Raw genomic sequence first — 22,983 nt, 5'->3', positions numbered from 1 at the left:
AAGGATTCAAGCATGTCATTTCATGGAACCACAATCTTATGTGCAAAACGCAATGGCGAAATGGTCATCGGTGGCGATGGTCAGGTGACATTGGGACATATTGTTATGAAGGGCAATGCCCGCAAAGTACGTCGTTTATACAATCAGCAGGTTATTGCCGGTTTTGCAGGGGCGACCGCCGATGCATTTACGCTGTTCGAACGTTTTGAAGCACGCTTACAAACCCATAATGGTCAATTGATGCGTGCGGCGGTGGAGATGGCCAAAGATTGGCGTACGGATCGCGCTTTGAGAAAGCTTGAGGCGATGATGCTGGTGGCAGATCAAGATAATATGTTATTGATTTCTGGAACGGGCGATGTGATTGAGCCGCAAGATGACTTTATTGCGATTGGTTCCGGTGGAAGTTACGCTCATGCCGCAGCTCAAGCTTTAATGGCTAATACAGATCTTCCAGCACGTGAGGTGGTTGAAAAAGCGTTGCATATCGCTGGTGATTTATGTATCTACACCAATCACAACCTCACCATAGAAACCATTCCCCGTACCGAAAAGTAATGTTAAACAAGATTAATGAGGAGAGTATGTATGTCGGATAATCACGAAGATATTTCTAAAACAACTGAGCATAAAGTCCAAGGAGTGGGTGAGAGGGTTTTTGAATCAGCTTTATGGAATAGTCGCTTTGTGGTGTTGATTGCTGTTGTTGCCAGTTTATTAACGGCATTTGCTGTTTTTTACACCACAGCGATTGATGTCTATTACACCATCTCACACCTATCAAATTATCACTCGTTAGATGATGCCGGGCGTGCTCTCTTGAAGTCGCAAACCGTGGCGCACGTGGTAGGGGCGGTTGATGGTTTTTTACTCGGTGCGATTATGTTGATTTTCTCACTGGGTTTGTATGAGTTATTCATCTCTAAGATTGATATTGCAGAAGGTGATAAAGGGGCCAGCAAAATTTTAATGATCAACTCTTTAGATGATTTAAAAGACAAACTCGCAAAAGTCATTATCATGATTTTGATTGTTATGTTTTTTGAGCAGGCAATTTTCTTAAAGCCAACTGAACCGTTGGAGCTGTTGTATTATGCCTTAGCCATTATGATGGTTTCTTTAGCACTGTACTTGTCACATATGTCTTCGTCAAAACATTAAGAATCGTGTTTAATCCTGGCGATTGTTTGGTTGATAAGGCCGAATAGGATGGTCAATTGACTGAAGAAGAAAAAGCCCTCTATTTGCGAATAGCGGGCTTTTTGCTTTTAAAGGAGGTTAGAAGTCTATTGGTGGGGGTGCTCGAACTGACCAGGCCTGGTTGATTTAAGAAATAGACCCTTCTATGGATTAATCTATGCATTTACCCAGACGCGCGCCTTAATTTTAAGCCGTGAGTGTTTTCAGGGTGAAGACGCCGTTATCGTCAAGGTTATGAACTACTACTTAATTAACGGTTGAATTTCTTGCATCAGCAGGTCTAAGGTGCCGCTTTGTCGACTGAAGCTCTGATAAGCAAGTTCACCCAGTGCTTGACGACTGTCTGATGAATGTGTGAGTTTGATCAGTACACGGCCTAAAGCGGTTGTATCATTCACGATTGTTAATGCCTCGTCGTCCATAAAAGAGTCATACAATGCCTGCAAATTGGCAAAGTGGGGCCCGGATAAAACCGGTTTTTTGAGCGCAGCCGGTTCTAGAATATTATGTCCACCAAAAGGCACTAAGCTGCCTCCAATAAAGGCTACGTCACCCGCTGAAAACCACAACATTAATTCGCCGACACTGTCTGCTAGGTAGACTTGAGTGTTTGCTGTAATGTCTTGACTTAGGCTTCGTCTGGCAAAGTTCAATCCAGAGGCTTTAATTTGTGCGGCGACTTCATCAAAGCGCTCCGGATGGCGTGGTGCCAGAATTAATAAGGCATCTGGTCTGTTTGCCAATAGCTGTTGATGAGCTTGCAATAGCCGTTGTTCTTCTGAATCCTGAAGATTTTGTGGATGTGCGTGGGTACTGGCTGCAACCCAAATAAACCGATGATCAAGTTGGTTTTCAGATTTCCAACGTTCAGAGTCTTTAACCAGGCCTGGTGGAATGTTTAAATCAAATTTTAGACTGCCTAACACTTTGATTTTTTGTGAGTTTACGCCGAGTGATTCAAAGTGCTGTGCATCAATCGGAAATTGCGCGGCAATCAGTTGAGTTTGGTTTAAAGCATTGCTCAGCATCTTGCCACCCCACTTCTTATAAGCAAGGAATGACTGCTCTTTTAACCGTGCATTAATCAGCATAATTGGGATCTTGCGCTCTGAACAGGCCTGGTAGAGGTTGGGCCATATTTCAGTTTCAACCATAATAACGAGTTGGGGTTGGAGTTGATCCAAAAAGCGATTGACGGCAAAAGCGTAATCATACGGAATCATTTGATGTTGAATCTGAACCGGTGAAAACTGTAACGCTTGTAAGGCGCCTTGGGTTGAGCCACTGGTCAGCGTGAGTGGTCGGTTCGGGTGGTCTTGCTTGAGTCGAGATAAAAGAGGGAAGATCGAGCGGGTTTCCCCTACTGAAACAGCATGAATCCAAATACCACCGGTTTGCATTTTTTGGCGATTAAAGCCAAAACGAGATCGAAAGCAGTCAACAATGTCAGGCAGCTCTGGATGTTTGGCTTGCTCTAAGAGATGTTTTCGGCAGCGTTTCCACCCTGAATAGGCAATCAGCGGTAGCGCTAAAGTGGTGAGGAAACGATAGGTAAATAGGTTCATTCAGTCTGCTTAAGAGTCATATATGCTTGGTTCAGCTTAACCATTCAAATCGTAAATTTGAATAACACCGACCGCTTGGCCATCTTCTTCGACTAATAGTGCGGTGATTTTGTGACTATTCATCAGCTCTTCCGCTTCATTTAAGCGGGCTTCGCTGGAAATCATTTTCGGATGCACTTTCATAATATCACCTGCGGTTAGGTTCATAAAGTTGCCACTGTCCGTTTCCATATGTCGACGTAAATCACCGTCTGTGATAATGCCTTTGCCATTATCGACAATACACAATCCCAAGCGACCATCATTCATTGTGTGAATGACCTCTTTCATAGGAGCGGAAGCCGTAATTAACGGTAAATTTTTGCTTTTCATTTCATGTTTTACGCGCGTAAGAAGTTTTCTACCTAAGCTACCACCGGGATGGAAACGAGCAAATTCATGCGGCTGGAAATTTCGAGCGTCCATTAGAGCGACGGCTAAAGCATCACCCATCACCAAAGTAGCCGTAGTGGAAGAGGTTGGTGCTAGTTGATGCGGACAGGCTTCTCTCGGGACGGCAATATTCAGATGGAAGTCAGCATTTTTAGACAGGGTTGATTCTGGCTTACCAGTCATTGAGATAACGATATTACCATTGTCTTTTAAAAACGGCAGTAAGCGAATCACTTCTTCTGTTTCACCCGAGTTAGAAAGCGCTAAGAACACATCATTTGGAGAGACCATGCCGAGGTCGCCATGAAATGCCTCGCCGGGATGCATAAAGAAGCAGGGTGTTCCCGTGCTAGCGAAGGTCGCCATGATTTTTTTACCGATTAACCCTGATTTTCCCATGCCACAGATGACAACACGGCCTTGAGTATTCATGATGGCTTCAACGCTGCCATTAAAATCGTTATCAAGTTGGCTTTTAAGGTTTAAGATCGCTTCTGCTTCTATGTCAAAAACTTGTTTGGCGATGGTGAGGTAATCTTGTGGCATAACACTCTCTTTTGGGTTTGCTTAGATATTGCCTAGTCAGTGCAATACATTTGGGTGTAAAAATGAGCTTAAAAATAGTAACCGATATGTATATTGTGGAAGTCGGTACCTGGATTAGGCATTTCAATACCTGCGTTGGAAATATGCAGGTAACGATAACTGATTTCGAAATTTTGGTTTTTAATCCCGAGTCCAAAGATACTCCCGAACTGAAATTGAGTTGATTTATACTCGTTTTCAATGGTTATATCACTTAATAGATGTGGCCCGCCCCCCATTTCAATAAAAGGTGTATAAGTATAATTTTTAGGCTGATAGTGAAACACAGGGGTGATGCCAATAATGTAACCAGACTCATTTTTAGGGTTATCTAAGGTGGATGACCAACGATGTAGGCTTCCTTCCAAGCGTCCCACAATTTCCCACGAGGGTGTTTCAAAAACGGCTTCTTTCCAATCTGCACCAATGCCTAAACGCAATTGGTCAGTGGTTCGATCCGATCCCATGTCCAAGCTGAAAGTCAGTTTGTTGGTATCCACGCCAGGTGAAAGTGAACAAGGTGCTTTACCTTCGTAACAGGCCAACCCCAAAGAGCCTATGGCGCCGAGGATGGCGAATGACATTAGATCATTGTTCTCTTGTTTGGCCTGTGTTTGAGTTGAAAATAGTAGGCTTAAAGTAAATAAGGCCATTAATAAGCTAGAAAAAAAGGTTTTGGAACTATGCATGTAAGTGAATCCTGATAAACTATTACCATTATTTTAATCGATATTAAAACCCTTTGGTAATGAATCCTATGCACGATTTTTCACACGCGAATATTTTGGTCGTTGGCGACGTAATGTTAGACCAATATTGGACGGGCCGAGCCGGTCGAATTTCACCCGAAGCACCCGTACCTGTGGTTAAGGTCGCGACGGAAGAGGTTCGTGCTGGTGGCGCGGCTAACGTGGCGCTGAATATTGCTGCATTAGGCGCAAATGCGCATCTTTTAGGCATTGTTGGTAAAGATATCTCAGGCCAGATAGATGCACACGGTCAACAGTTAAGCCAGTTGATGACCCAAGCAGGTGTGAGTTACGACTGGGCTTTATCAGACAGCGGCACCATTTGTAAATTAAGAGTTTTAAGTCACCATCAGCAATTGATTCGTATGGATTTCGAAAATCCGGTGCCTGAAACCCCCGCTTTAGAGTTGGTGGAGAGACTTAAAGAACAGATCGCAAACTACAATGTATTGGTCATTTCTGATTACGCTAAAGGCGCCTTACAGTTTGTCGAACAGATGATAACGGCTGCTATTGCCGTCAATGTGCCGGTTTTGGTGGATCCTAAGGGGTTGGATTTTAGCCGTTATCAAGGTGCCACTTTGATTAAACCGAATCAAAGTGAGTTTGAGTCGGTTGTTGGAGAAGCATTAGAGACTGCGGATCTGGTATCGAAAGCCGAAGTATTAATCAAAAAGTTGCAATTAGAGGCTTTACTGGTGACGCGCAGCGAACATGGTATGGCCTTGGTGACGTCTAATGAAATGCCTTATCTACTACAGTCTCAAGCTCAAGAAGTATTTGATGTTACGGGGGCTGGCGATACCGTAATGGCCGCATTGGCAACGGGATTTGCAAGCGGCATGAGTTTGCAAAATGCAGTACATCTGGCGAACCAAGCCGCGAGCATTGTGGTGCGCAAAGTAGGCACATCAACAGTTTCTAAAGTAGAGCTAGATGAAGTGATTAAGGCTTCCATGCGCCATAAAGGGTATGTAGCCATGAATGAAGATGAACTGCTTGAGTTAGTTCAGCTCGCACAGAAAAATGGTGAGAGAGTCGTGATTACCAACGGCTGTTTTGACCTATTGCACAGTGGCCATGTCCGTTACTTAAATGAAGCTGCTAAATTAGGCGAACGTTTGATTGTTGCAGTCAATTCGGATGAGTCCGTGCAAATACTCAAAGGGCCTACCCGTCCAATCGTTGGCTTGGAAGGGCGGATGGAATTGTTGTCTGCATTAAGTTGCGTTGATTGGGTGGTTCCTTTTAATGAAGAGACACCTGAGCGGTTGGTCTGTAAAATCAAACCTGACGTTTTAGTGAAAGGTGGAGATTATCAGCCTTCTGAGATAGCGGGTTCAAAATGTGTCTGGGACAGTGGCGGACAAGTTGAAGTGCTCTCTTTTTGGAAGGGCTACTCGACAACTGGCCTAGTGAATAAAATTCAGGAATCAGAAGCCATTGAATCTAATTTAACTCCACAAGAGTGTGTCGAATGAAAATAGAATTTGCGCACGCAATTAATGAGCACCAAAAAGCGATCGAGTCAGTTTTAAATCAATCGGATAAAGTTATTGAAGTCGTCGAGCAGATTTTAGAAGCTGTTTCAGGGGGTGGTAAGGTTATTTGGTTGGGCAATGGTGGGAGTGCCGCCGATGCACAACATATGGCGGCTGAATTGATGGTGCGTTACGTCAAAAATAGAAAACCTATCGCTTCGCTAGCTTTAACGACGGATTCCTCTATCTTAACGGCACACAGTAATGACTATCATTTTGACACGGTCTTCTCACGTCAAATTGAAGGGTTGGCTAAGTCTAAAGATGTGGTGATTGCCATGTCTACATCGGGTAGCAGTCCCAATGTCGTTAAGGCGATTGAGGTCGCCAAACAACTTGGTTGTTATACGGTTGGCATGACAGGAAAACAACCGAGTCAATTGAGTGAGTTGGCGGATATTTGTTTTCAGATAGCCTCTCAAGAGACCGCACGTATACAAGAAGCGCATGGGTTTATCAGTCATTTGATCTGCGAGGGGTTAGATTCCGTTTATGAACCCGATGAATAAATTAAAGGCCGACTACCGGCGCACCATTAATCCGCAAGTTTACAGGGAGCCGTAAATGTTATTTCTGGCAGGTGATATTGGAGGCACAAAAGCACTTCTTCAATTAAGTTGCAGACAGCCAGAACACACTACGGATCTCTCTTTTTCCACGAATAGATCGCACACAGACTCTATATCGTGTAAACCTCTCCAACTCTTCAAGCAAAGCTATCTTTGTGCCCATTTCGATTCACTCGAATCTATTATCAACCTGTTTCTTTCTCAGGCGCTTTCCGCCGATAATTTGTCATTCTTTTCGGGCATTGATATCGAAATAGATAGGGTTAGTATTCCGTCAGCATGTTTTGGGTTGCCTGGCCCCGTGAATGGACGCATTGTACAACTGACCAACTTGCCTTGGGTCGTCGATGCGCAAAAAATAGAGGAGATCTGCTCTATTCAATCGGTTCATTTCATTAATGATTTTTATGCAGCCGCCCGCGGCGTCGAATGCCTTAACGAAGACGAGGTCATTGCGCTCTATCGTCCTCCTGAACAATCGGATGAAATTGGAAATCGATTAGTGATTGGTGCCGGGACAGGATTAGGTGTCGCACCGATATTCTATGATGGAGAAAAATATATTCCAGTGAGTTCAGAAGGTGGGCACTTTGACTTCGCGCCTAGTTCGGAAACTCAGCAGCTGTTACTTACCTGGTTATGGCAAAGGTGGCAGCATGTTTCATATGAAAGAATTTTGTCAGGTCCGGGTCTGGAAGCACTTTATCACTTCTTTACAGTATTTGATTGTCCCGTCTCCTATGCATCCAAAAGCCATAGTCAAGCATTGAAGTTTAAAAAAAAATCTTTAATAGCTACGCAAAATAACTCACATATATCGCTTATTACTGATACGATTGAATCTCCCTATATTGATTTAGTGGATAAAGGCATCAGTGCTGCGCAAATAAGTGTCGCTGCAGAACAAGGAGATCCAATTGCCATTAAGACCTTAACGGAATTTGTGACAATTTATGGTGCTTTTGTGGGTGCCGTTGCCCTTATTTGGCATGCGCCACAAGGGATTTATTTGGCGGGTGGAATCGCGGCGAAAATTCTTCCTTGGATGCAAAAACCCTGTTTTAAACAGGCTTTTTTAGAGAAGGGTAGGCTGTCAACCGTGGTTGCAACTATGCCGGTCTTTTTGGTCATAGATGAAAGCCTGGGATTAAAGGGGGCGATGTTACAAAACCAGTTGTGGGAAGCGGTTTTATTATCTGAAAATAAGCAAAGCGTTCATTTTTGTAAAAAAAGTTAAGAATCAAAGCAAAGTTAAGCTGTGATAAGTGGCAATAAATAATAAAAGGTAAGGTTTGCTTGTGGATTGTCGCAAATCGCGACTAATAATCAATTGCCAGTATTGATAAACCGGGATCAGAGAGGATGATTGAGTGAAGCACTATTGTGAGACAAAATCGACTACAGATTTAACGCGCAAAACTCTGGCGTTAGTGCTTGCGGGGGGAGAAGGACGTCGTTTACAAGACTTAACTCGCTGGCGAGCTAAACCTGCCGTGCCCTTCGGAGGCAAATATCGCATTATCGATTTTGTATTATCCAATTGCGTGAACTCAGGTCTTCGAAAGATTGGGGTATTGACCCAATACAAGTCGCACTCTTTGATTCGTCATATCCAACGTGCATGGAGCTTTATGCGCTACGAAGTGGGTGAATTTGTGGAGTTAATGCCCGCCCAACAACGTGTGGATAAAGATTGGTATTTAGGCACTGCAGATGCGCTCTATCAAAACTTAGATATCATGCGTCGCCACACCCCTGAGTATGTCATGGTGTTAGGGGGGGATCATATCTACTCGATGGATTACAGTAAAATGCTGTTAGAGCATGTTAATTCCGGTGCCGATGTGACGATTGGTTGTATTGAAGTGCCCCGCATGGAAGCGAGAGGCTTCGGAGTTATGTCGGTAGATAAAACCTTAAAAATCACCAAGTTTACTGAGAAACCTGCTGATCCGGACGCCATGCCAGGCAAACCTGATAAAGCCCTGGCATCCATGGGAATTTATGTTTTTTCGGCTGACTTTTTATTTCAAAAGTTGATTGAAGACAGAGACAACCTAAATTCAACTCGAGATTTTGGTAAAGACATTATTCCTTCGGTTATTGAAGGATGTAAAGTTCAAGCTTTTCTGTTTGTCGATGAAATGGAAAAACCTATCTACTGGAGAGATGTTGGGACACTTGAGTCTTACTGGAAGGCAAATCTAGATCTATGCTCTATTGAACCCGAATTAAATCTCTATAATCGCGATTGGCCAATTTGGACTTATCAGGCACAAATGGCGCCTGCCAAATTTACATTTGATGACGAGGGACGACGTGGCGAGGCGATTGATTCACTGGTTGCGGGAGGATGTATTATTTCAGGGGCACGCATTAAACGTTCGATTATTGGCAGCGGCTCACGTGTGCATAGCTACTCCTTAATTAAGGATTCAGTCCTACTGCCACGCGTGGAGGTCGGTCAAAATTGTCGTATCCAAAATGCCATTATTGACAAGGGTACGGTGATTCCGCCCGAGACCATTATTGGAGAAGACCCAATAGAAGATGCAAAACGTTTTTATGTTGAAGTAGAGAGTGGGATTGTTTTAGTCACGCCTGAAATGCTTGGTCAAAAACTCCATGCATTACGATAATTTATTGATGTTACTTATCTTTAACTAAATTTATCACTATCAAAACAGAGCCGAACCATGAAACCTAAAAAGTTAAAAGTCGTGTTATGTTGGCATATGCACCAACCGCATTATCGAGATGGACTGGATGGTCTTTACCGTTTGCCATGGGTGTATTTACATGCCATTAAAGATTATGCAGACATGGCATGGCATTTGGAGAATTGCCCAGAGGCAAGAGTCGTGGTGAATTTCGCACCGGTATTGTTGGAACAGCTGGATGACTACACGCAGCAGATGCAGGCTTGGTTAAAAACCGGTGCATCGATGCAAGACCCTTTGTTAAACCTGGTGGCGGGTGTCACACCGATTCCAACTGAAGCTGAACGGCGTGAAGAAATTATCATCGCTTGCCAACGTGCCTATGCGCCGACCATGATCAATATCTTTCCACACTTTCGTGAATTGGTGGAGATGGTACAGTCTGCCAGTGCGCCTGTTGGTCTCGATAACGTCTGCATCAGCTATTTGAATGCGCAATATTTTACGGATTTATTGATTTGGTATCATTTAGCTTGGATAGGGGTGAGTTTACGTCATACAGATCCTAGAGTGAATCAGTTGATGGCTAAAAAAAATAACTTTAATATTGACGATCAACATTGCTTAATGGAAATCATGACCGATGCGGTGGCGAGCATTATTCCGCGTTATCGTGCTTTAATGGAGTCTGATCAAATTGAACTCTCGATGACACCATATGGACATCCAATTGTTCCATTGTTAATTGATTTCGCGAGTATGCGGGATGCTTTACCTACTGCACCAGTACCCGTTTATGAAGAATATCCTGGAGGTTATGAACGCGCTAAATGGCATATGCAACACGGTTTGAAAGTTTTTGAACACTATTTTGGTAATCGTCCTAAAGGCGTCTGGTTGTCAGAAGGTGCTGTCAGTAGTGCGGCTGTGGGCTTGTTGGACGAATATGACATTCAATGGACCGCTTCGGGTGAAGGTGTTTGGCGTCATTCTTGTGAAGCATCGCATATTGATCAGCATGATTTAAATAGTAAAAAAGCCTTATATCAACCGTTACAACATGCCTCACAAAATTGCGCCATCTTCTTTCGGGATGATGGTTTATCCGATATGATCGGTTTCCAGTACAAAGATTGGAACGCTGATGATGCCGCAAATGATTTTGCACAACATATGCAAAATATCGCGAATTTTCTAGGGGATGATGTCAAAGAGCATGTCGTTACGGTGATATTGGATGGCGAAAATGCTTGGGAATATTACCATGATAATGCCAATCATTTTTTGAGCAGTATGTACTGCAAGTTAACGGAACATCCACAGATACAAATGACGACTTTTCAGGATGCTTTACAACAAGGGGTTAAACTTCGACACCTGCCTGTTTTGAAATCTGGTAGTTGGGTTTATGGTTCGTTTTCTACCTGGATTGGTGAGCCCGATAAAAACAAAGCCTGGGATCTCTTGGTAGAAGCTAAGCAGGTCTATGATTTGGTCTTGGCTTCAGACGAGTTGTCAGAAATTGAGATTCAGCAAGCGACCGAGCAACTGGCCATTTGCGAAGGGTCGGATTGGTTCTGGTGGTTTGGAGAATACAACCCATCAGACAGTGTGAAAGATTTTGATCAGTTATATCGCCGTCATTTAACGCGCCTCTACCAAATATTGAGACGAACTGCACCTGAAAACCTAGATACCCCAATCTCTGAAGGCGGTGGGGATATGGAAAATTCGGGAACGATGCGCCGTAATTAAATGACTGCTTGGCATGATTAGCCATGTTTAATTTTAAATAATTAAAATTGAGGTGATTGAGTGAATAAAAGACAAGCTGGAGTGTTGTTGCATCCCTCCTCTTTGCCTAATGCTGACGGTAAACCAGGGCAACTAAATGAGCAGGCCTGGTTGTTTTTGGATTGGATGGCCCGTGCTGGGTTGACCATTTGGCAGATGTTGCCATTGACCCAACCGCATGAAGATCTTTCACCTTATCAAGCCGTTTCTGCTTTTGCTTTGAATCCCGCTCTGTTGCCGGATAATTGGCTAATTCAATTTGAGCAGTTCGGTGAGAGGTCCTTTGCCGATTATTTAACTCATCCTCCTCATTGGTTAGAAGATTATGTTTTGTTTATGGTGATAAGAGATCATCAAAATAAAACTTCATGGAGAGATTGGCCGCACGAGTTGAAAATGCACGAAAAAGAGGCCTTACAGCGTTTTGCAGTACGCCACCAACATGAGTTGCTCGTTTTTAAGCGACAGCAGTTTGTTTTATTCAAGATCTGGCAGCAGTTTAAAATGGATGCGAATCAAAAAGGCATTCAACTCTTTGGCGATATGCCTATTTTTGTGGCCTTCGACAGTGCTGACGTTTGGGCGAATCCGGATCAGTTTAAATTAGATGAAGAACACAATCCCACTGTGGTCACGGGTGTACCACCTGATTATTTCTCAGAAATCGGGCAGCGTTGGGGTAATCCGCACTATAACTGGGACGTGATGCAACTAGATGGATTCAATTGGTGGCATAAACGGATTGCACAGGCATTGACCGAGTTTGATTTGCTGCGTATCGACCATTTTAGAGGGTTAGAGGCCGCATGGGAGATCAAGGTCACTGAAGAGACCGCTATCAATGGCCAATGGGTGAAAGCGCCCGGTCTTGCGTTATTAAATTCGTTAAAGTCAGAATTTCCAAACTTACCGATTATCGCAGAAGATTTGGGCAGTATTACCTCAGAAGTCGTTGCTTTAAAAGAGCGCTATGGTCTACCTGGCATGTCGGTACTGCAGTTTGGCTTTAATGGTTTGCCTGATAACCCACATTCACTGTATGAGCAGGTTGAGAACTCCGTGACTTATACCGGTACCCATGATAACGACACCACTTTGGGGTGGTTTCAAAGCTTGGATGAGGGCACCAAAAATTGGATATTGGAACAGCTACAATTCATGGCTGCTGAACAGATCCAACAAGCCCATTTACCAGGAGGGATGCCTTGGTTGCTAATCGCTGCGGCATTCAATACCGTCGCACAGCGTGTCATAGTGCCTATGCAGGATTTTTTAATGCTGGATAGTGGTTCTCGAATGAATGTTCCAGGCACAGCAGAAGGCAATTGGCGTTGGCAGTTTGACTGGTCATCAGAGTCAGCTGTATTAGCAGATAATCTACGGGTCTTATTGCAACAGACAGATCGTCTTTAAATAATGGTGCTGCCAAGCATGAAATTAACAATCGCTCTCAGATAAGGTTTGATTAAAATATGCAAATACGTTGGCAAGCCCTAGATAAGGGGTTACAGACTGATCTCAAGGCCTTACAACAAGGGCGTCACCATGATGTGTTTGGTATCTTAGGGTGTCATGCACTGCCAGCTTTGCAGCTCTTATCAGAAAACAAGACTTTAAAGACGCAAACATCTAAAGCAGCTAAAACTCCTAGAACGGTGGAATGGGCGGTAAGGGCTTGGTTGCCGACTGCAGAATCCGCTAATATCGATGGTCTATTTGAATTACAACGGGTAGAGGATACGGATTTATTTATCGCATTTCTGACAGATAAAGAAAAACACCAAATCGCCCAACACTATATGGTCAATTGGAAAGAGTCCGATGGTTTTGAACATTCGATGGTCTCTCCGTACACCTTTCAGCCACAATTAGGTGAGTTGGATTTACACTTATTGGCACAAGGCAAGCATTGGCAACTATACAATGTCTTGGGAGCCCATCCTAAAAAAATAGATGGCATTTCAGGGGTGCAGTTTGCCGTTTGGGCGCCGTCGGCAGAGCGCGTTTCAGTGGTCGGTGATTTTAATGGTTGGCATGGACTGCGTCACCCAATGCGTGTCAATGGCGGCTCGGGGGTTTGGGAGTTGTTTATCCCGGGTTTGCAAGCCGGGGATGTCTATAAATTTGAAATTCGTAACCGTCAAACAGGTGATAGTTTTACTAAAGTCGATCCTTACGCTATGGCGATGGAATATCGTCCGGCGACTGGCTGTATCGTTTATGAATCAAAGTACCAATGGAATGACCAGGCCTGGTTAGAATCGCTGAGTACATATGATTGGCAGAAATCACCAATTAATATTTATGAAGTGCATTTAGGTTCCTGGCAAAGAGCTGAGGATGGTGGTTTTTTAAACTATCGCGAAATCGCTCACCGCATGGTGGCCTATGTTCAATGGATGGGTTATACCCACATTGAATTATTACCCATTTCCGAGCACCCCTTAGATGAATCATGGGGCTATCAAACCACCGGATATTTTGCACCTACTAGCCGTTTTGGTTCCCCGGATGATTTGCGATATTTTGTTGATTACTGTCACCAACACCATATTGGCGTGTTTTTGGACTGGGTACCTGCGCATTTTCCCAAAGATGAGTTTGCCTTAGGGCGTTTTGATGGTACAGCGCTTTATGAACATGAAGATCCACGTAAAGGTGAACACACTGAATGGGGCACTTATATCTTTAATTTAGGACGTAATGAAGTCCGCAATTTTTTAATCAGTAACGCACTGTATTGGCTTAAAGAGCTGCATATTGATGGTTTGCGCGTTGACGCGGTTGCCTCAATGTTGTATCTAGATTATGCCCGTGAAGCGGGTCAGTGGGTACCCAATGAGCATGGTGGCCGCGAAAATTTAGAGGCCATTGCCTTTGTGCAAGCACTTAATGAACAAGTGCATGCACAGTGTCCGGGGGCGGTGGTGATGGCTGAAGAGTCAACCTCTTGGCCGATGGTTTCGCGACCAACTTGGATGGGGGGGTTAGGTTTTTCCATGAAATGGAATATGGGCTGGATGAACGACACGCTGGATTATTTTAAAAATAAACCCATCTTTCGTCCATATCACCATAATCAACTGACATTTAGTCAAATGTATGCCTATTCTGAAAATTTTGTGCTTCCCTTGTCACATGACGAAGTGGTGCATCTGAAAGGTTCTCTGATCGCTAAAATGCCAGGAGATGATTGGCAAAAGGCGGCCAATTTACGCCTATTGCTGGCCTATCAAATATTACACCCCGGTAAGAAGTTATTGTTTATGGGATGTGAATTTGCACAATGGAGCGAGTGGAGTGAAGCCCGTGCTTTAGATTGGCATTTATGTGATGAACCGCTGAATCGTGGGGTACAGCTTCTAACCCAAGCCTTGAATCATCTGTATAAAAATCATTCAGCTTTATATGGATGTGAATTTGAGCGTCACGGTTTTGAATGGATTGATTGCCACGATTATGAACAATCCATCTTAAGCTTTGTCCGCCAAACAGATAACGAAAAAGTGGTTTGTATCTTTAACTTTACTCCGGTGCCGCGCCAAAATTACCGTATTGGTCTGCCCGAGTCGGGTCGTTATATAGAGTTGATAAATTCCGATGCACAAGTCTTTGGGGGTGGTAATATGGGGAATGGCGGCCTCATTCACACTGATAACCAGTCTTGGATGAATCAAGCCTACTCTGCTGAATTGACCCTGCCACCGTTGGCAGCCATTGTCTTGAAGTTAACAGCCGAATAAAACTTGCTCTTTGCAAAACAGATGTTGTTTTTGGAGAGGCTCTCCAAACTGAAATTTATGAGTAGAATCATTAGGAACCCTGTATGAAAATACTTTTTGCGACATCTGAAGCCCACCCACTTATTAAAACGGGTGGTTTGGCAGATGTTTCTGGCAGCTTACCGAATGCGTTGGCCGTTTTAAAGCACAAAATACGTCTGGTTTTGCCCGCTTATCGCGCAATTATGGATAAACTGCCGCCCGGAGTGATGCTTAAAAAAATGGCTGAAATTTCGGTTCAAGGTTGTGGTCGTGAGTTCACTGCCAAGGTTCTGCAGTTGAAAGCTGGCGCAGTCCCAGGAATTGATGTGCCAGTTTGGTTAGTCAGTATTCCAGATCTATTTGATCGAGCGGGTAATCCCTACTTGGCTGCTGATGGCTCTGACTGGTGGGACAATGGCGAACGCTTTGCGATGTTTTCAAAAGTCGTTACTGAATTGGCTATGAACCGTCTAGGACTAAAATGGCAGCCCGATGTCGTACATACGAATGATTGGCAAACTGGTTTGGTGCCTGCCTTATTGAGTCTGGAGGCTCAGCGACCTAAGACGGTGTTCACTGTGCATAATATGGCTTATCCTGGGAATTTTCCGAGATCACTTTTTGAACAGTTAAAGCTGCCTTGGGCACTTTGGGAGAGTGAGGGCGTTGAGTTTTGGGGACATTTTTCGATGCTTAAAGCTGGCCTAATTAAAGCGGATCAAGTGACGACGGTCAGCCCTACATACGCCAAAGAAATTTGTTACCCAGAGTTCGCTTATGGATTTGAAGGTGTGTTACAGAAACGCCAGGCAGAAGGTCGTTTAGTCGGTATTATCAACGGCATAGATAAGACGGTTTGGAATCCTGAGAGGGATGCGCTAATTGCCGTGCATTATTCGGCTCAAAAGGGACGGCTTGCTGGAAAACGTGCCAATAAAAAATCCTTGTTAAGTGACCTGTGTAGATTGCGCGGTGAAACCGAGAAAAGATCTAATGATCGAATGTTGGACTGCCTGGATAAACCTTTAATTGGTTTAGTTGGACGATTAGTTGAGCAAAAAGGGATCGACTTAGTGTTAGAGATTTTACCGGAACTCATTGAACAGACGCATGCTAATTTCGTCATTGTAGGGGCGGGAGATAAGGTCTATGAGGTGCAGGTGAAAGCGTTAGCTCAGAAGTATCCTAACCGGATTTGGGCTTTTATGGGGTATTCAGAATCATTAGCGCATAGAGTTGAAGCGGGGGCGGATATGTTTCTAATGCCCTCCCGTTTTGAACCTTGCGGTTTAAATCAAATGTATAGTTTGGTCTATGGCACGCCGCCGATTGTTTTCCATACAGGTGGGCTGGCAGACACCGTCGTCAATGCCACGGAAGAACATATTAAGCAGGGTGTTGCAACCGGTTTTGTATTCTATGATCCGAGTCGACAAGCCTTAAAATCAACCGTTTTACATGCCTTACACTTGTTCACTAAAAAAGGTATCTGGCAAACGATCCAAAAAACCGGAATGGTACAAAATTTCGGCTGGGAAGCGAGTGCAAAACAATATGTAGAATTGTATTTGGAGAAGAGATAATGCCAACGGAAATTGAAGCCAAACGAACCGAAATCATCGCGAGTATGTTGCAACATATTGGGATGGAAAAAAAGGATATTGAGACGGATTTTTTAAAATATTTGTGTCATACATTAGGCCGGGATATTGGGTCGGAGGATTATTATTTATTTAAAGCACTCTCCCATGCCACACGTGACCGTCTTATGTCGCGTTGGAAAAAAACCTGGGAAGCTTACAATGCTACTCATCACAAAAAAGCCTACTATCTGTCGATGGAGTTTTTAATTGGTCGGTCGCTGACCAACAACTTATTGAACCTGGGCATCGAAAATGAAACTCAACAGGCTATGTATGATTTAGGTCTGAGTCTAGAGGAGATCGAAGAAGCTGAACGAGATGCCGGACTGGGTAATGGCGGTTTAGGTCGATTAGCCGCCTGTTTTATGGACAGCTGTGCGACCTTGCAGCTGCCGGTGATGGGTTATGGTTTGCGTTACGAGTATGGTATGTTTCGTCAACTGATTCAAAATGGCTTCCAGATTGAAGAACCAGACCATTGGTTAGGGGCGGAGCCTTATCCGTGGGAGGTGCAACGTGCGGAATATACTCAAGTGGTTAAGTTTGGTGGCTACTCTCGTCAATACATTGATCCTCATACAGGGAAAATAATTGCACATTGGGAGCATGCCGAGGTGGTTGAAGCCGTGCCATTTGATGTCCCCATTCCAGGGTTTAAAAACGACACCGTGAATACCTTGCGTTTATGGTCAGCAACCGCTCAAGAAGGGTTTAATCTATCAGAGTTTAATGCGGGTTCTTACCATGAAGCCGTTGCCGAAAAGGCTGCTGCAGAAAATATTACCATGGTGTTATATCCCAATGATACCAGTGAAAATGGTAAAGAATTACGTTTGAAGCAGCAGTATTTTCTGGTCTCTGCAAGCCTGCAAGACGTCGTCACGCAATGGAGAAATAGGCATGAAGATTTTTCCGACTTTGCGGCAAAAAATGCATTTCAGCTCAACGATACCCACCCAAGTTTAGCGGTCGCAGAATTAATGCGATTATTAATTGATAAAGAGTTGATGGGCTGGGATGAAGCTTGGAAAATTACCTCTAAAACGATGGCCTATACCAATCATACCTTATTGCCAGAAGCGCTTGAGAAATGGCCAATCGATTTGTTTGAAAAGCTCTTACCTCGTCCACTAGAGATTATTTATGAAATCAACCATCGCTTTTTGGTGCAAGTGGCGATGAAGTGGCCAGCAGATAATGATCGTCAAAATCGCATGTCAATTATTGATAAGCACAACAATATCTGCATGGCTTACCTGGCCATTGTGGGAAGTCACTCTGTCAATGGAGTGGCCGCACTGCATTCACAATTACTAAAAGAGGGTCTATTCAATGATTTCTATCAGCTTTGGCCAGAAAAATTTAATAATAAAACCAATGGGGTAACTCAGCGTCGCTGGCTGGCGGGTTGCAACCCCAAGTTAAGAGCGCTCCTGAAAGATAAAATCGGCGAAGGTTGGATTACCGAACTCACTCAGTTATCTAAGATTGAACCTTTAGCGCAAGACCTGGACTTCCAAAAGGCTTGGTATGGCGTCAAGCAAGCAAATAAGCAAAACCTCGCCGATCTCATTAAAAAAGAGACCGATGTCTCCTTGAGTATTGACTCAATGTTTGACGTTCAGGTCAAACGAATTCACGAATATAAGCGCCAATTGCTCAATGTGTTGCATGTGATTCATCTTTATTCACGCATTAAACGCGGTGACACCACTGATTGGACCAATCGAAGTGTTATTTTCGGGGGTAAAGCGGCACCGGGTTATGTGATGGCTAAAAATATTATCAAACTGATTAATAATGTTGCACAGATCGTTAATGCCGATCCCGATGTGGGTGAAAAATTAAAGGTGGTGTTCTTTCCAAACTACCGAGTCTCGGCGATGGAGGTGATCTGCCCGGGGACCGATCTCTCTGAACAGATTTCGACGGCTGGTAAAGAAGCCTCCGGAACCGGTAATATGAAGTTTATGATGAATGGTGCTCTAACAATAGGAACTTTGGATGGTGCCAATGTTGAAATTCGGGAAGCCGTCGGTGATGAAAACTTCTTCTTATTTGGGTTACAGACCCCTGATGTAGAAACTTTACGACATCACTATAATCCACAAGGTTACATTGATGAAAGTTTAGAGTTACAAGCTGTCATGGGATTATTGGAATCTGGGCATTTCAACCAATTCGAACCAGGCATCTTTAACGACATCATTAACTCCATGAAAAGCTCAAACGATCCATGGATGACTTTGGCAGACTTTCACAGTTATATAACGGTACAACAACAGGTTTCAACCGCTTATAAAAACCGAGAAGATTGGACGAGGATGAGTATTATCAACTCGGCTCGCAGTGGTGTCTTCTCAACCGATCGTACTATGCAAGAATATAACGACGATATTTGGAAACTGACTCCCATAACTTTGCTGAGTTAGTCACCTATTTCGTTAATAGTGTGATGGCTAGACTGGTCCTAGTCATCACCATCCACATCATCACCATGCTCGATCCAGTAACTTGTGTCTTCACCTAAAGACCTCAGTCAGAACGAATTAATTTAGTCATCTAATTCCTTTTGAATACATAACACGCGCACCTTTCTGCCATTCTAAATATCGTTTTTAAAATATCTGTCTCTTGTTAGAATCATAGCGCATCAAATGAATGAGTGAAAAGAGGCGAGTATTACGTAGTTAGGCTTTAATGAGCTTATAAAATACAGTTTGTGATGATATAATCCTCAGCTTATTTAATTTTCAGGCGAGTTAGGTTTTATGTGCGGAATTGTTGGTGGCGTTGCTGAGCGAAATATTGTTCCAATTCTGTTGGAAGGCCTAAGAAGATTAGAGTACCGCGGTTATGATTCATCTGGTATTGCGCTTTTAGATTCAGACGGTCAAATTCAACGATTACGTTCAATCGGCAAGATTAAAAGTCTTGATGAGAAAATTCAAAACCATTCTGGAACTTTTTCAGGGCATATCGGGATTGCACATACCCGCTGGGCGACCCATGGTATACCTTCAGAGAATAACGCTCATCCGCACATCTGTAATAATCGTGTTGCAGTCGTGCACAATGGCATTATTGAAAATTATGCCGAGCTTAAGATTCAGCAGCTGGCTCAAGGGTATCGTTTTACGTCTGAAACCGATACCGAAGTGGTTGCACACGCCATTCATAAAGCCCTTTCTGAACTGCAGGACGCTGAAGCCGAGAGGCCTATCACCGACAATGCATACATTTCAAATGAGCGACGCTCGTCTTCAAGAGATGACCAAAATAGACTTGTAAGAGCAGTACAACTAGCCGTAAAACAGTTCAAAGGTGCTTACGCCTTAGGTGTGGTTGCTATTGATGACCCTGAGACGTTGGTTGTTGCAAGAAAAGGCAGCCCGTTGGTCATCGGTATTGGCATTGGAGAGCACTTTATTGCCTCCGATGTCTCTGCGTTATTACCTGTAACTCAGAATTTTATCTTTTTAGAAGAGGGTGATGTTGCTAAGATTCAACGTAATCACCTGGAAATTTATAACCATGCAGGCGAATGCATCGAAAGAGAGATTAAGCAGTCTAATCTGTCAGCAAATGCTGTAGAGTTAGGTGAACATCGCCACTTTATGCACAAAGAAATCTTTGAACAGCCGCAAGCGGTTATAGATACTTTAGAAGGGCGTATCACGCAAGAGCATGTACTTATATCAGCATTTGGTTTTCAGGCGGAAGACGTTTTCAAGACCATTCAGCAGGTACAGATTATCGCTTGCGGTACCAGCTATCATTCTGGTCTGGTCGCCAAGTACTGGTTTGAGGATATTATAGGTATGTCCTGCCAAGTAGAGGTTGCCAGTGAATATCGCTACCGCAATCCAGTCATTATTGACAATACCCTCTTTGTCACCATTAGCCAGTCTGGTGAAACGGCTGATACATTGGCCGCATTGCAGCAGATTAAAGGTCTTAAGCAACATCAGAATATCCCAACCCTAACGATCTGCAATGTAGCTGAATCTAGCTTGACCCGAGAAAGCGATTTAACGTTTTTAACGCATGCTGGACCAGAAATAGGGGTGGCTTCAACCAAAGCGTTCACGACTCAGCTAGTTGCGTTAGCGTTACTGCTTACCTGCCTAGGTAAAGCCAAAGGTTTGCTAAGTGAAAAACGCGAAATCACTATTGTAAAAGGTCTGCAAAAATTGCCAGGTCTAGTCAAAAATGCGTTAGCGCATGAAGATCAAATCATGGAGATCGCTAAAACCTTCGCCGATAAAGACAATGCCTTGTTCTTAGGTCGAGGCACTATGTACCCTATTGCGATGGAAGGGGCGTTAAAACTCAAAGAGATTAGTTACATCCACGCAGAGGCTTATCCTGCCGGAGAGTTAAAACACGGCCCTTTGGCATTAATTGATGAGCATATTCCAGTCGTCGCAATTGCCCCACATGATGATTTATTGGAAAAACTCAAATCAAACCTTCAAGAAGTTAATGCCCGCGGCGGGCAAATGATCGTGTTTGAAGACGAAAAGTCAAATATCAGCTCCGAGCCCGGTTTTAAAGTAGTGAAAACCACTACTAATGTGGGCCGCATCACAGCACCGATCACGTTCAATATCCCATTGCAGTTATTGAGTTATCACGTGGCACTTATTAAAGGTACTGATGTAGATCAACCTAGAAATTTGGCTAAGTCGGTGACGGTTGAATAAGTGATGAGAATAAAAACAATTGAAGGTAATGAGTTTTCGTCTACGGAAGCCAACAGTATTTTGGATTCGGCCTTGTTAGCTGGATTTATCTTTGAATATAGTTGCAAAAATGGTCTATGTGGCGTGTGTAAGACGACATTAATTGAGGGTAAGGTTTTAGAGTTAAAGTCTCAGTTTGCGCTAACAGATGAAGAAAAGAAAAATCATAAAATATTGACATGTTGTTGTGAGCCAGTTTCTGATGTTGTGATAGATGCAGAAGACTTGACACGATTAAAAAATATTGATGTTAAGACTTTACCAGTAAGGATTAGTGAAATTAATTTTCCTGCTAAAAATATCATTGAGGTGGTTCTCCGTTTCCCTCCTGCTGCTAGTATTAAGTTTCTTGAGGGACAGTATTTGGATGTACTGTGGAATAATATCAGGCGTAGTTATTCTATTGCGAGTACCTCTTTGGACAAAAAGGTTAAATTATTAATTAAGAAAGTTGACCAAGGTCAAATGAGTGATTATTGGTTTGATCAAGCTCAAGTGAATGATTTATTAAGAATTGAAGGTCCAAAGGGCACCTTTTTTATTCGAGATGCAGTCAAGCCCCTTGTTTTTCTTGCGACCGGAACAGGCATCGCTCCGATTATGTCGATATTAACTAAAATAGATCAAGACTCTGAGTTTACACAGCAACATGCTATCCATTTATTCTGGGGCAATCGTTATAAAGAAGACTTTGTTTGGCAACCGATGTTCAAGAATATAGAAGTAAGTGTAGAAAAAGTCATTTCCAAATCAGATAAAGACTGGGGGGGGGAGACAGGTTATGTTCAGATGATTGCGTTAGAGAAGTTAGGCGCTAAATTAGTGGTCAGTGATGTGTATGCTTGTGGTTCTAATGCCATGATTCAATCTTCAAAACAGGTATTTTCTGACATAGGTTTACCAGAAAAACAGTTTTATTCAGATGCATTTGTTCAAAGTTTTTAAAAAAGGAAGTAGATAATGAAAGCAGTGATTCTAGCAGGTGGTCTTGGAACTCGTTTAAGTGAAGAGACCAGTCTGCGTCCTAAGCCGATGGTTGAAGTTGGTGGCAAGCCGATACTATGGCATATTATGAAAATGTATTCTTCTCATGGCATCAATGATTTCGTGATTTGTTGCGGATATAAAGGTTATGTGATTAAAGAATACTTTGCCAATTATTTTTTGCACCAATCCGACGTGACTTTTTGTATGAAAGAGAATCGTATGGAAGTTCATGAAGAGCGTGCAGAGCCTTGGACAGTTACTTTGGTGGATACAGGTGATGATTCAATGACAGGTGGTCGCTTGGCAAGAGTCGCTGATCATGTGAAAGATGAAGAGGCATTCTGTTTTACCTATGGTGATGGAGTGTCGGATGTTAATATCACTGAATTAGTCGCGTTCCATAAATCTCATGGTAAGCAAGCGACCCTAACAGCAACTTATCCTCCCGGACGTTTTGGCGCCTTAGATATTCAAAATAATCAAATTATGCAATTTAAAGAAAAGCCAAAGGGTGATGGCGCGATGATTAATGGAGGGTTTTTTGTACTTTCCCCTGAAGTATTGGAGCGCATTACCGGTGATAACTGTACTTGGGAGCAGAAGCCTTTAATGAGTTTAGCTGAAGACGGCCAATTGATGGCATTTCAGCATGAGGGGTTTTGGCAACCAATGGATACATTGAGAGATAAGGTTTATCTTGAAGAATTATGGCTGTCTGGTAAGGCTCCATGGAATACATGGAAGTAATG

Annotated in this window: 17 protein-coding genes; 14 read left to right on the top strand and 3 right to left on the bottom strand. The window is 43.3% G+C overall.

What is annotated here, in order from left to right:
• Positions 1-12: 12 nt before the first annotated feature.
• Complete coding sequence (gene hslV, locus F612_RS0106645; RefSeq protein ID WP_019556980.1) at positions 13-558, top strand: ATP-dependent protease subunit HslV; 546 nt, start codon at positions 13-15, stop codon at positions 556-558.
• 30 nt (positions 559-588) lie between these two features.
• Positions 589-1,161 (top strand): YqhA family protein, encoded by a 573-nt coding sequence (locus F612_RS0106640; RefSeq protein WP_019556979.1) that lies wholly within the window; start codon positions 589-591, stop codon positions 1,159-1,161.
• Between the two features lie 281 nt (positions 1,162-1,442).
• On the opposite strand, the gene F612_RS0106635 is transcribed toward F612_RS0106640, so the two are convergent.
• The 3 genes from F612_RS0106635 to F612_RS0106625 form a co-directional block, all read right to left on the bottom strand.
• A complete protein-coding gene (locus tag F612_RS0106635) occupies positions 1,443-2,765 on the bottom strand; it encodes a 3-deoxy-D-manno-octulosonic acid transferase (RefSeq protein ID WP_019556978.1) in 1,323 nt (440 codons plus the stop codon).
• 36 nt (positions 2,766-2,801) lie between these two features.
• The gene (locus tag F612_RS0106630) at positions 2,802-3,743 is read right to left on the bottom strand and encodes a KpsF/GutQ family sugar-phosphate isomerase (protein WP_019556977.1); all 942 of its coding nucleotides are present in this window, start codon (positions 3,741-3,743) and stop codon (positions 2,802-2,804) included.
• Between the two features lie 68 nt (positions 3,744-3,811).
• Positions 3,812-4,471, bottom strand: coding sequence for an acyloxyacyl hydrolase (locus tag F612_RS0106625; RefSeq protein ID WP_019556976.1), 660 nt, complete (start codon positions 4,469-4,471; stop codon positions 3,812-3,814).
• A gap of 68 nt (positions 4,472-4,539) precedes the next feature.
• Here F612_RS0106625 and hldE point away from each other — a divergent pair, with 68 nt between their 5' ends.
• The 12 genes from hldE to rfbF all read left to right on the top strand — a co-directional run bounded on the left by hldE (position 4,540) and on the right by rfbF (position 22,981).
• Positions 4,540-6,012, top strand: coding sequence for a bifunctional D-glycero-beta-D-manno-heptose-7-phosphate kinase/D-glycero-beta-D-manno-heptose 1-phosphate adenylyltransferase HldE (gene hldE, locus F612_RS0106620; RefSeq protein WP_019556975.1), 1,473 nt, complete (start codon positions 4,540-4,542; stop codon positions 6,010-6,012).
• Positions 6,009-6,581, top strand: coding sequence for a D-sedoheptulose-7-phosphate isomerase (locus tag F612_RS0106615; protein WP_019556974.1), 573 nt, complete (start codon positions 6,009-6,011; stop codon positions 6,579-6,581). Before hldE ends, F612_RS0106615 begins: the two co-directional genes overlap by 4 nt.
• A gap of 55 nt (positions 6,582-6,636) precedes the next feature.
• The gene (locus F612_RS12340) at positions 6,637-7,878 is read left to right on the top strand and encodes a glucokinase (RefSeq protein ID WP_019556973.1); all 1,242 of its coding nucleotides are present in this window, start codon (positions 6,637-6,639) and stop codon (positions 7,876-7,878) included.
• Positions 7,879-8,011: 133 nt separating this feature from the next.
• Positions 8,012-9,280 carry a glucose-1-phosphate adenylyltransferase gene (glgC, locus tag F612_RS0106605; RefSeq protein ID WP_019556972.1) on the top strand — a complete coding sequence of 423 codons (1,269 nt, stop codon included), beginning with the start codon at positions 8,012-8,014 and terminating at the stop codon, positions 9,278-9,280.
• Between the two features lie 57 nt (positions 9,281-9,337).
• Entirely contained in the window at positions 9,338-11,056 is a 1,719-nt protein-coding gene (locus F612_RS0106600; RefSeq protein WP_019556971.1) for a glycoside hydrolase family 57 protein, read from the top strand.
• A gap of 60 nt (positions 11,057-11,116) precedes the next feature.
• On the top strand, positions 11,117-12,508 hold the full coding sequence (malQ, locus tag F612_RS0106595; RefSeq protein ID WP_019556970.1) for a 4-alpha-glucanotransferase: 1,392 nt from the start codon (positions 11,117-11,119) through the stop codon (positions 12,506-12,508).
• 59 nt (positions 12,509-12,567) lie between these two features.
• A complete protein-coding gene (glgB, locus tag F612_RS0106590) occupies positions 12,568-14,838 on the top strand; it encodes a 1,4-alpha-glucan branching protein GlgB (protein ID WP_019556969.1) in 2,271 nt (756 codons plus the stop codon).
• Between the two features lie 83 nt (positions 14,839-14,921).
• Positions 14,922-16,442, top strand: a complete 1,521-nt coding sequence (gene glgA / locus F612_RS0106585) for a glycogen synthase GlgA (protein WP_019556968.1) — start codon at positions 14,922-14,924, stop codon at positions 16,440-16,442.
• Positions 16,442-18,934 (top strand): glycogen/starch/alpha-glucan phosphorylase, encoded by a 2,493-nt coding sequence (locus F612_RS0106580; protein ID WP_019556967.1) that lies wholly within the window; start codon positions 16,442-16,444, stop codon positions 18,932-18,934. Before glgA ends, F612_RS0106580 begins: the two co-directional genes overlap by 1 nt.
• A 339-nt stretch (positions 18,935-19,273) precedes the next feature.
• A complete protein-coding gene (gene glmS / locus F612_RS0106575; protein WP_019556966.1) occupies positions 19,274-21,208 on the top strand; it encodes a glutamine--fructose-6-phosphate transaminase (isomerizing) in 1,935 nt (644 codons plus the stop codon).
• Between the two features lie 3 nt (positions 21,209-21,211).
• Positions 21,212-22,192 carry a 2Fe-2S iron-sulfur cluster-binding protein gene (locus F612_RS0106570; RefSeq protein ID WP_033394591.1) on the top strand — a complete coding sequence of 327 codons (981 nt, stop codon included), beginning with the start codon at positions 21,212-21,214 and terminating at the stop codon, positions 22,190-22,192.
• Between the two features lie 15 nt (positions 22,193-22,207).
• Positions 22,208-22,981, top strand: coding sequence for a glucose-1-phosphate cytidylyltransferase (gene rfbF, locus F612_RS0106565; protein ID WP_019556964.1), 774 nt, complete (start codon positions 22,208-22,210; stop codon positions 22,979-22,981).
• Positions 22,982-22,983 lie beyond the last annotated feature (2 nt).

It is taken from the genome of Thiomicrorhabdus arctica DSM 13458, assembly GCF_000381085.1.
Classification (GTDB): Bacteria; Pseudomonadota; Gammaproteobacteria; order Thiomicrospirales; family Thiomicrospiraceae; genus Thiomicrorhabdus; species Thiomicrorhabdus arctica.
This window is presented reverse-complemented; position numbering and strand designations above follow the sequence as displayed.

Coding starts and splice junctions, on each gene's coding strand:
- hslV (WP_019556980.1), top strand. CDS start 13: ATGTCATTTCATGGAACCACAATCTTATGTGCAAAACGCAATGGCGAA.
- F612_RS0106640 (WP_019556979.1), top strand. CDS start 589: ATGTCGGATAATCACGAAGATATTTCTAAAACAACTGAGCATAAAGTC.
- F612_RS0106635 (WP_019556978.1), bottom strand. CDS start 2,765: ATGAACCTATTTACCTATCGTTTCCTCACCACTTTAGCGCTACCGCTG.
- F612_RS0106630 (WP_019556977.1), bottom strand. CDS start 3,743: ATGCCACAAGATTACCTCACCATCGCCAAACAAGTTTTTGACATAGAA.
- F612_RS0106625 (WP_019556976.1), bottom strand. CDS start 4,471: ATGCATAGTTCCAAAACCTTTTTTTCTAGCTTATTAATGGCCTTATTT.
- hldE (WP_019556975.1), top strand. CDS start 4,540: ATGCACGATTTTTCACACGCGAATATTTTGGTCGTTGGCGACGTAATG.
- F612_RS0106615 (WP_019556974.1), top strand. CDS start 6,009: ATGAAAATAGAATTTGCGCACGCAATTAATGAGCACCAAAAAGCGATC.
- F612_RS12340 (WP_019556973.1), top strand. CDS start 6,637: ATGTTATTTCTGGCAGGTGATATTGGAGGCACAAAAGCACTTCTTCAA.
- F612_RS0106600 (WP_019556971.1), top strand. CDS start 9,338: ATGAAACCTAAAAAGTTAAAAGTCGTGTTATGTTGGCATATGCACCAA.
- glgB (WP_019556969.1), top strand. CDS start 12,568: ATGCAAATACGTTGGCAAGCCCTAGATAAGGGGTTACAGACTGATCTC.
- glgA (WP_019556968.1), top strand. CDS start 14,922: ATGAAAATACTTTTTGCGACATCTGAAGCCCACCCACTTATTAAAACG.
- F612_RS0106580 (WP_019556967.1), top strand. CDS start 16,442: ATGCCAACGGAAATTGAAGCCAAACGAACCGAAATCATCGCGAGTATG.
- glmS (WP_019556966.1), top strand. CDS start 19,274: ATGTGCGGAATTGTTGGTGGCGTTGCTGAGCGAAATATTGTTCCAATT.
- F612_RS0106570 (WP_033394591.1), top strand. CDS start 21,212: ATGAGAATAAAAACAATTGAAGGTAATGAGTTTTCGTCTACGGAAGCC.
- rfbF (WP_019556964.1), top strand. CDS start 22,208: ATGAAAGCAGTGATTCTAGCAGGTGGTCTTGGAACTCGTTTAAGTGAA.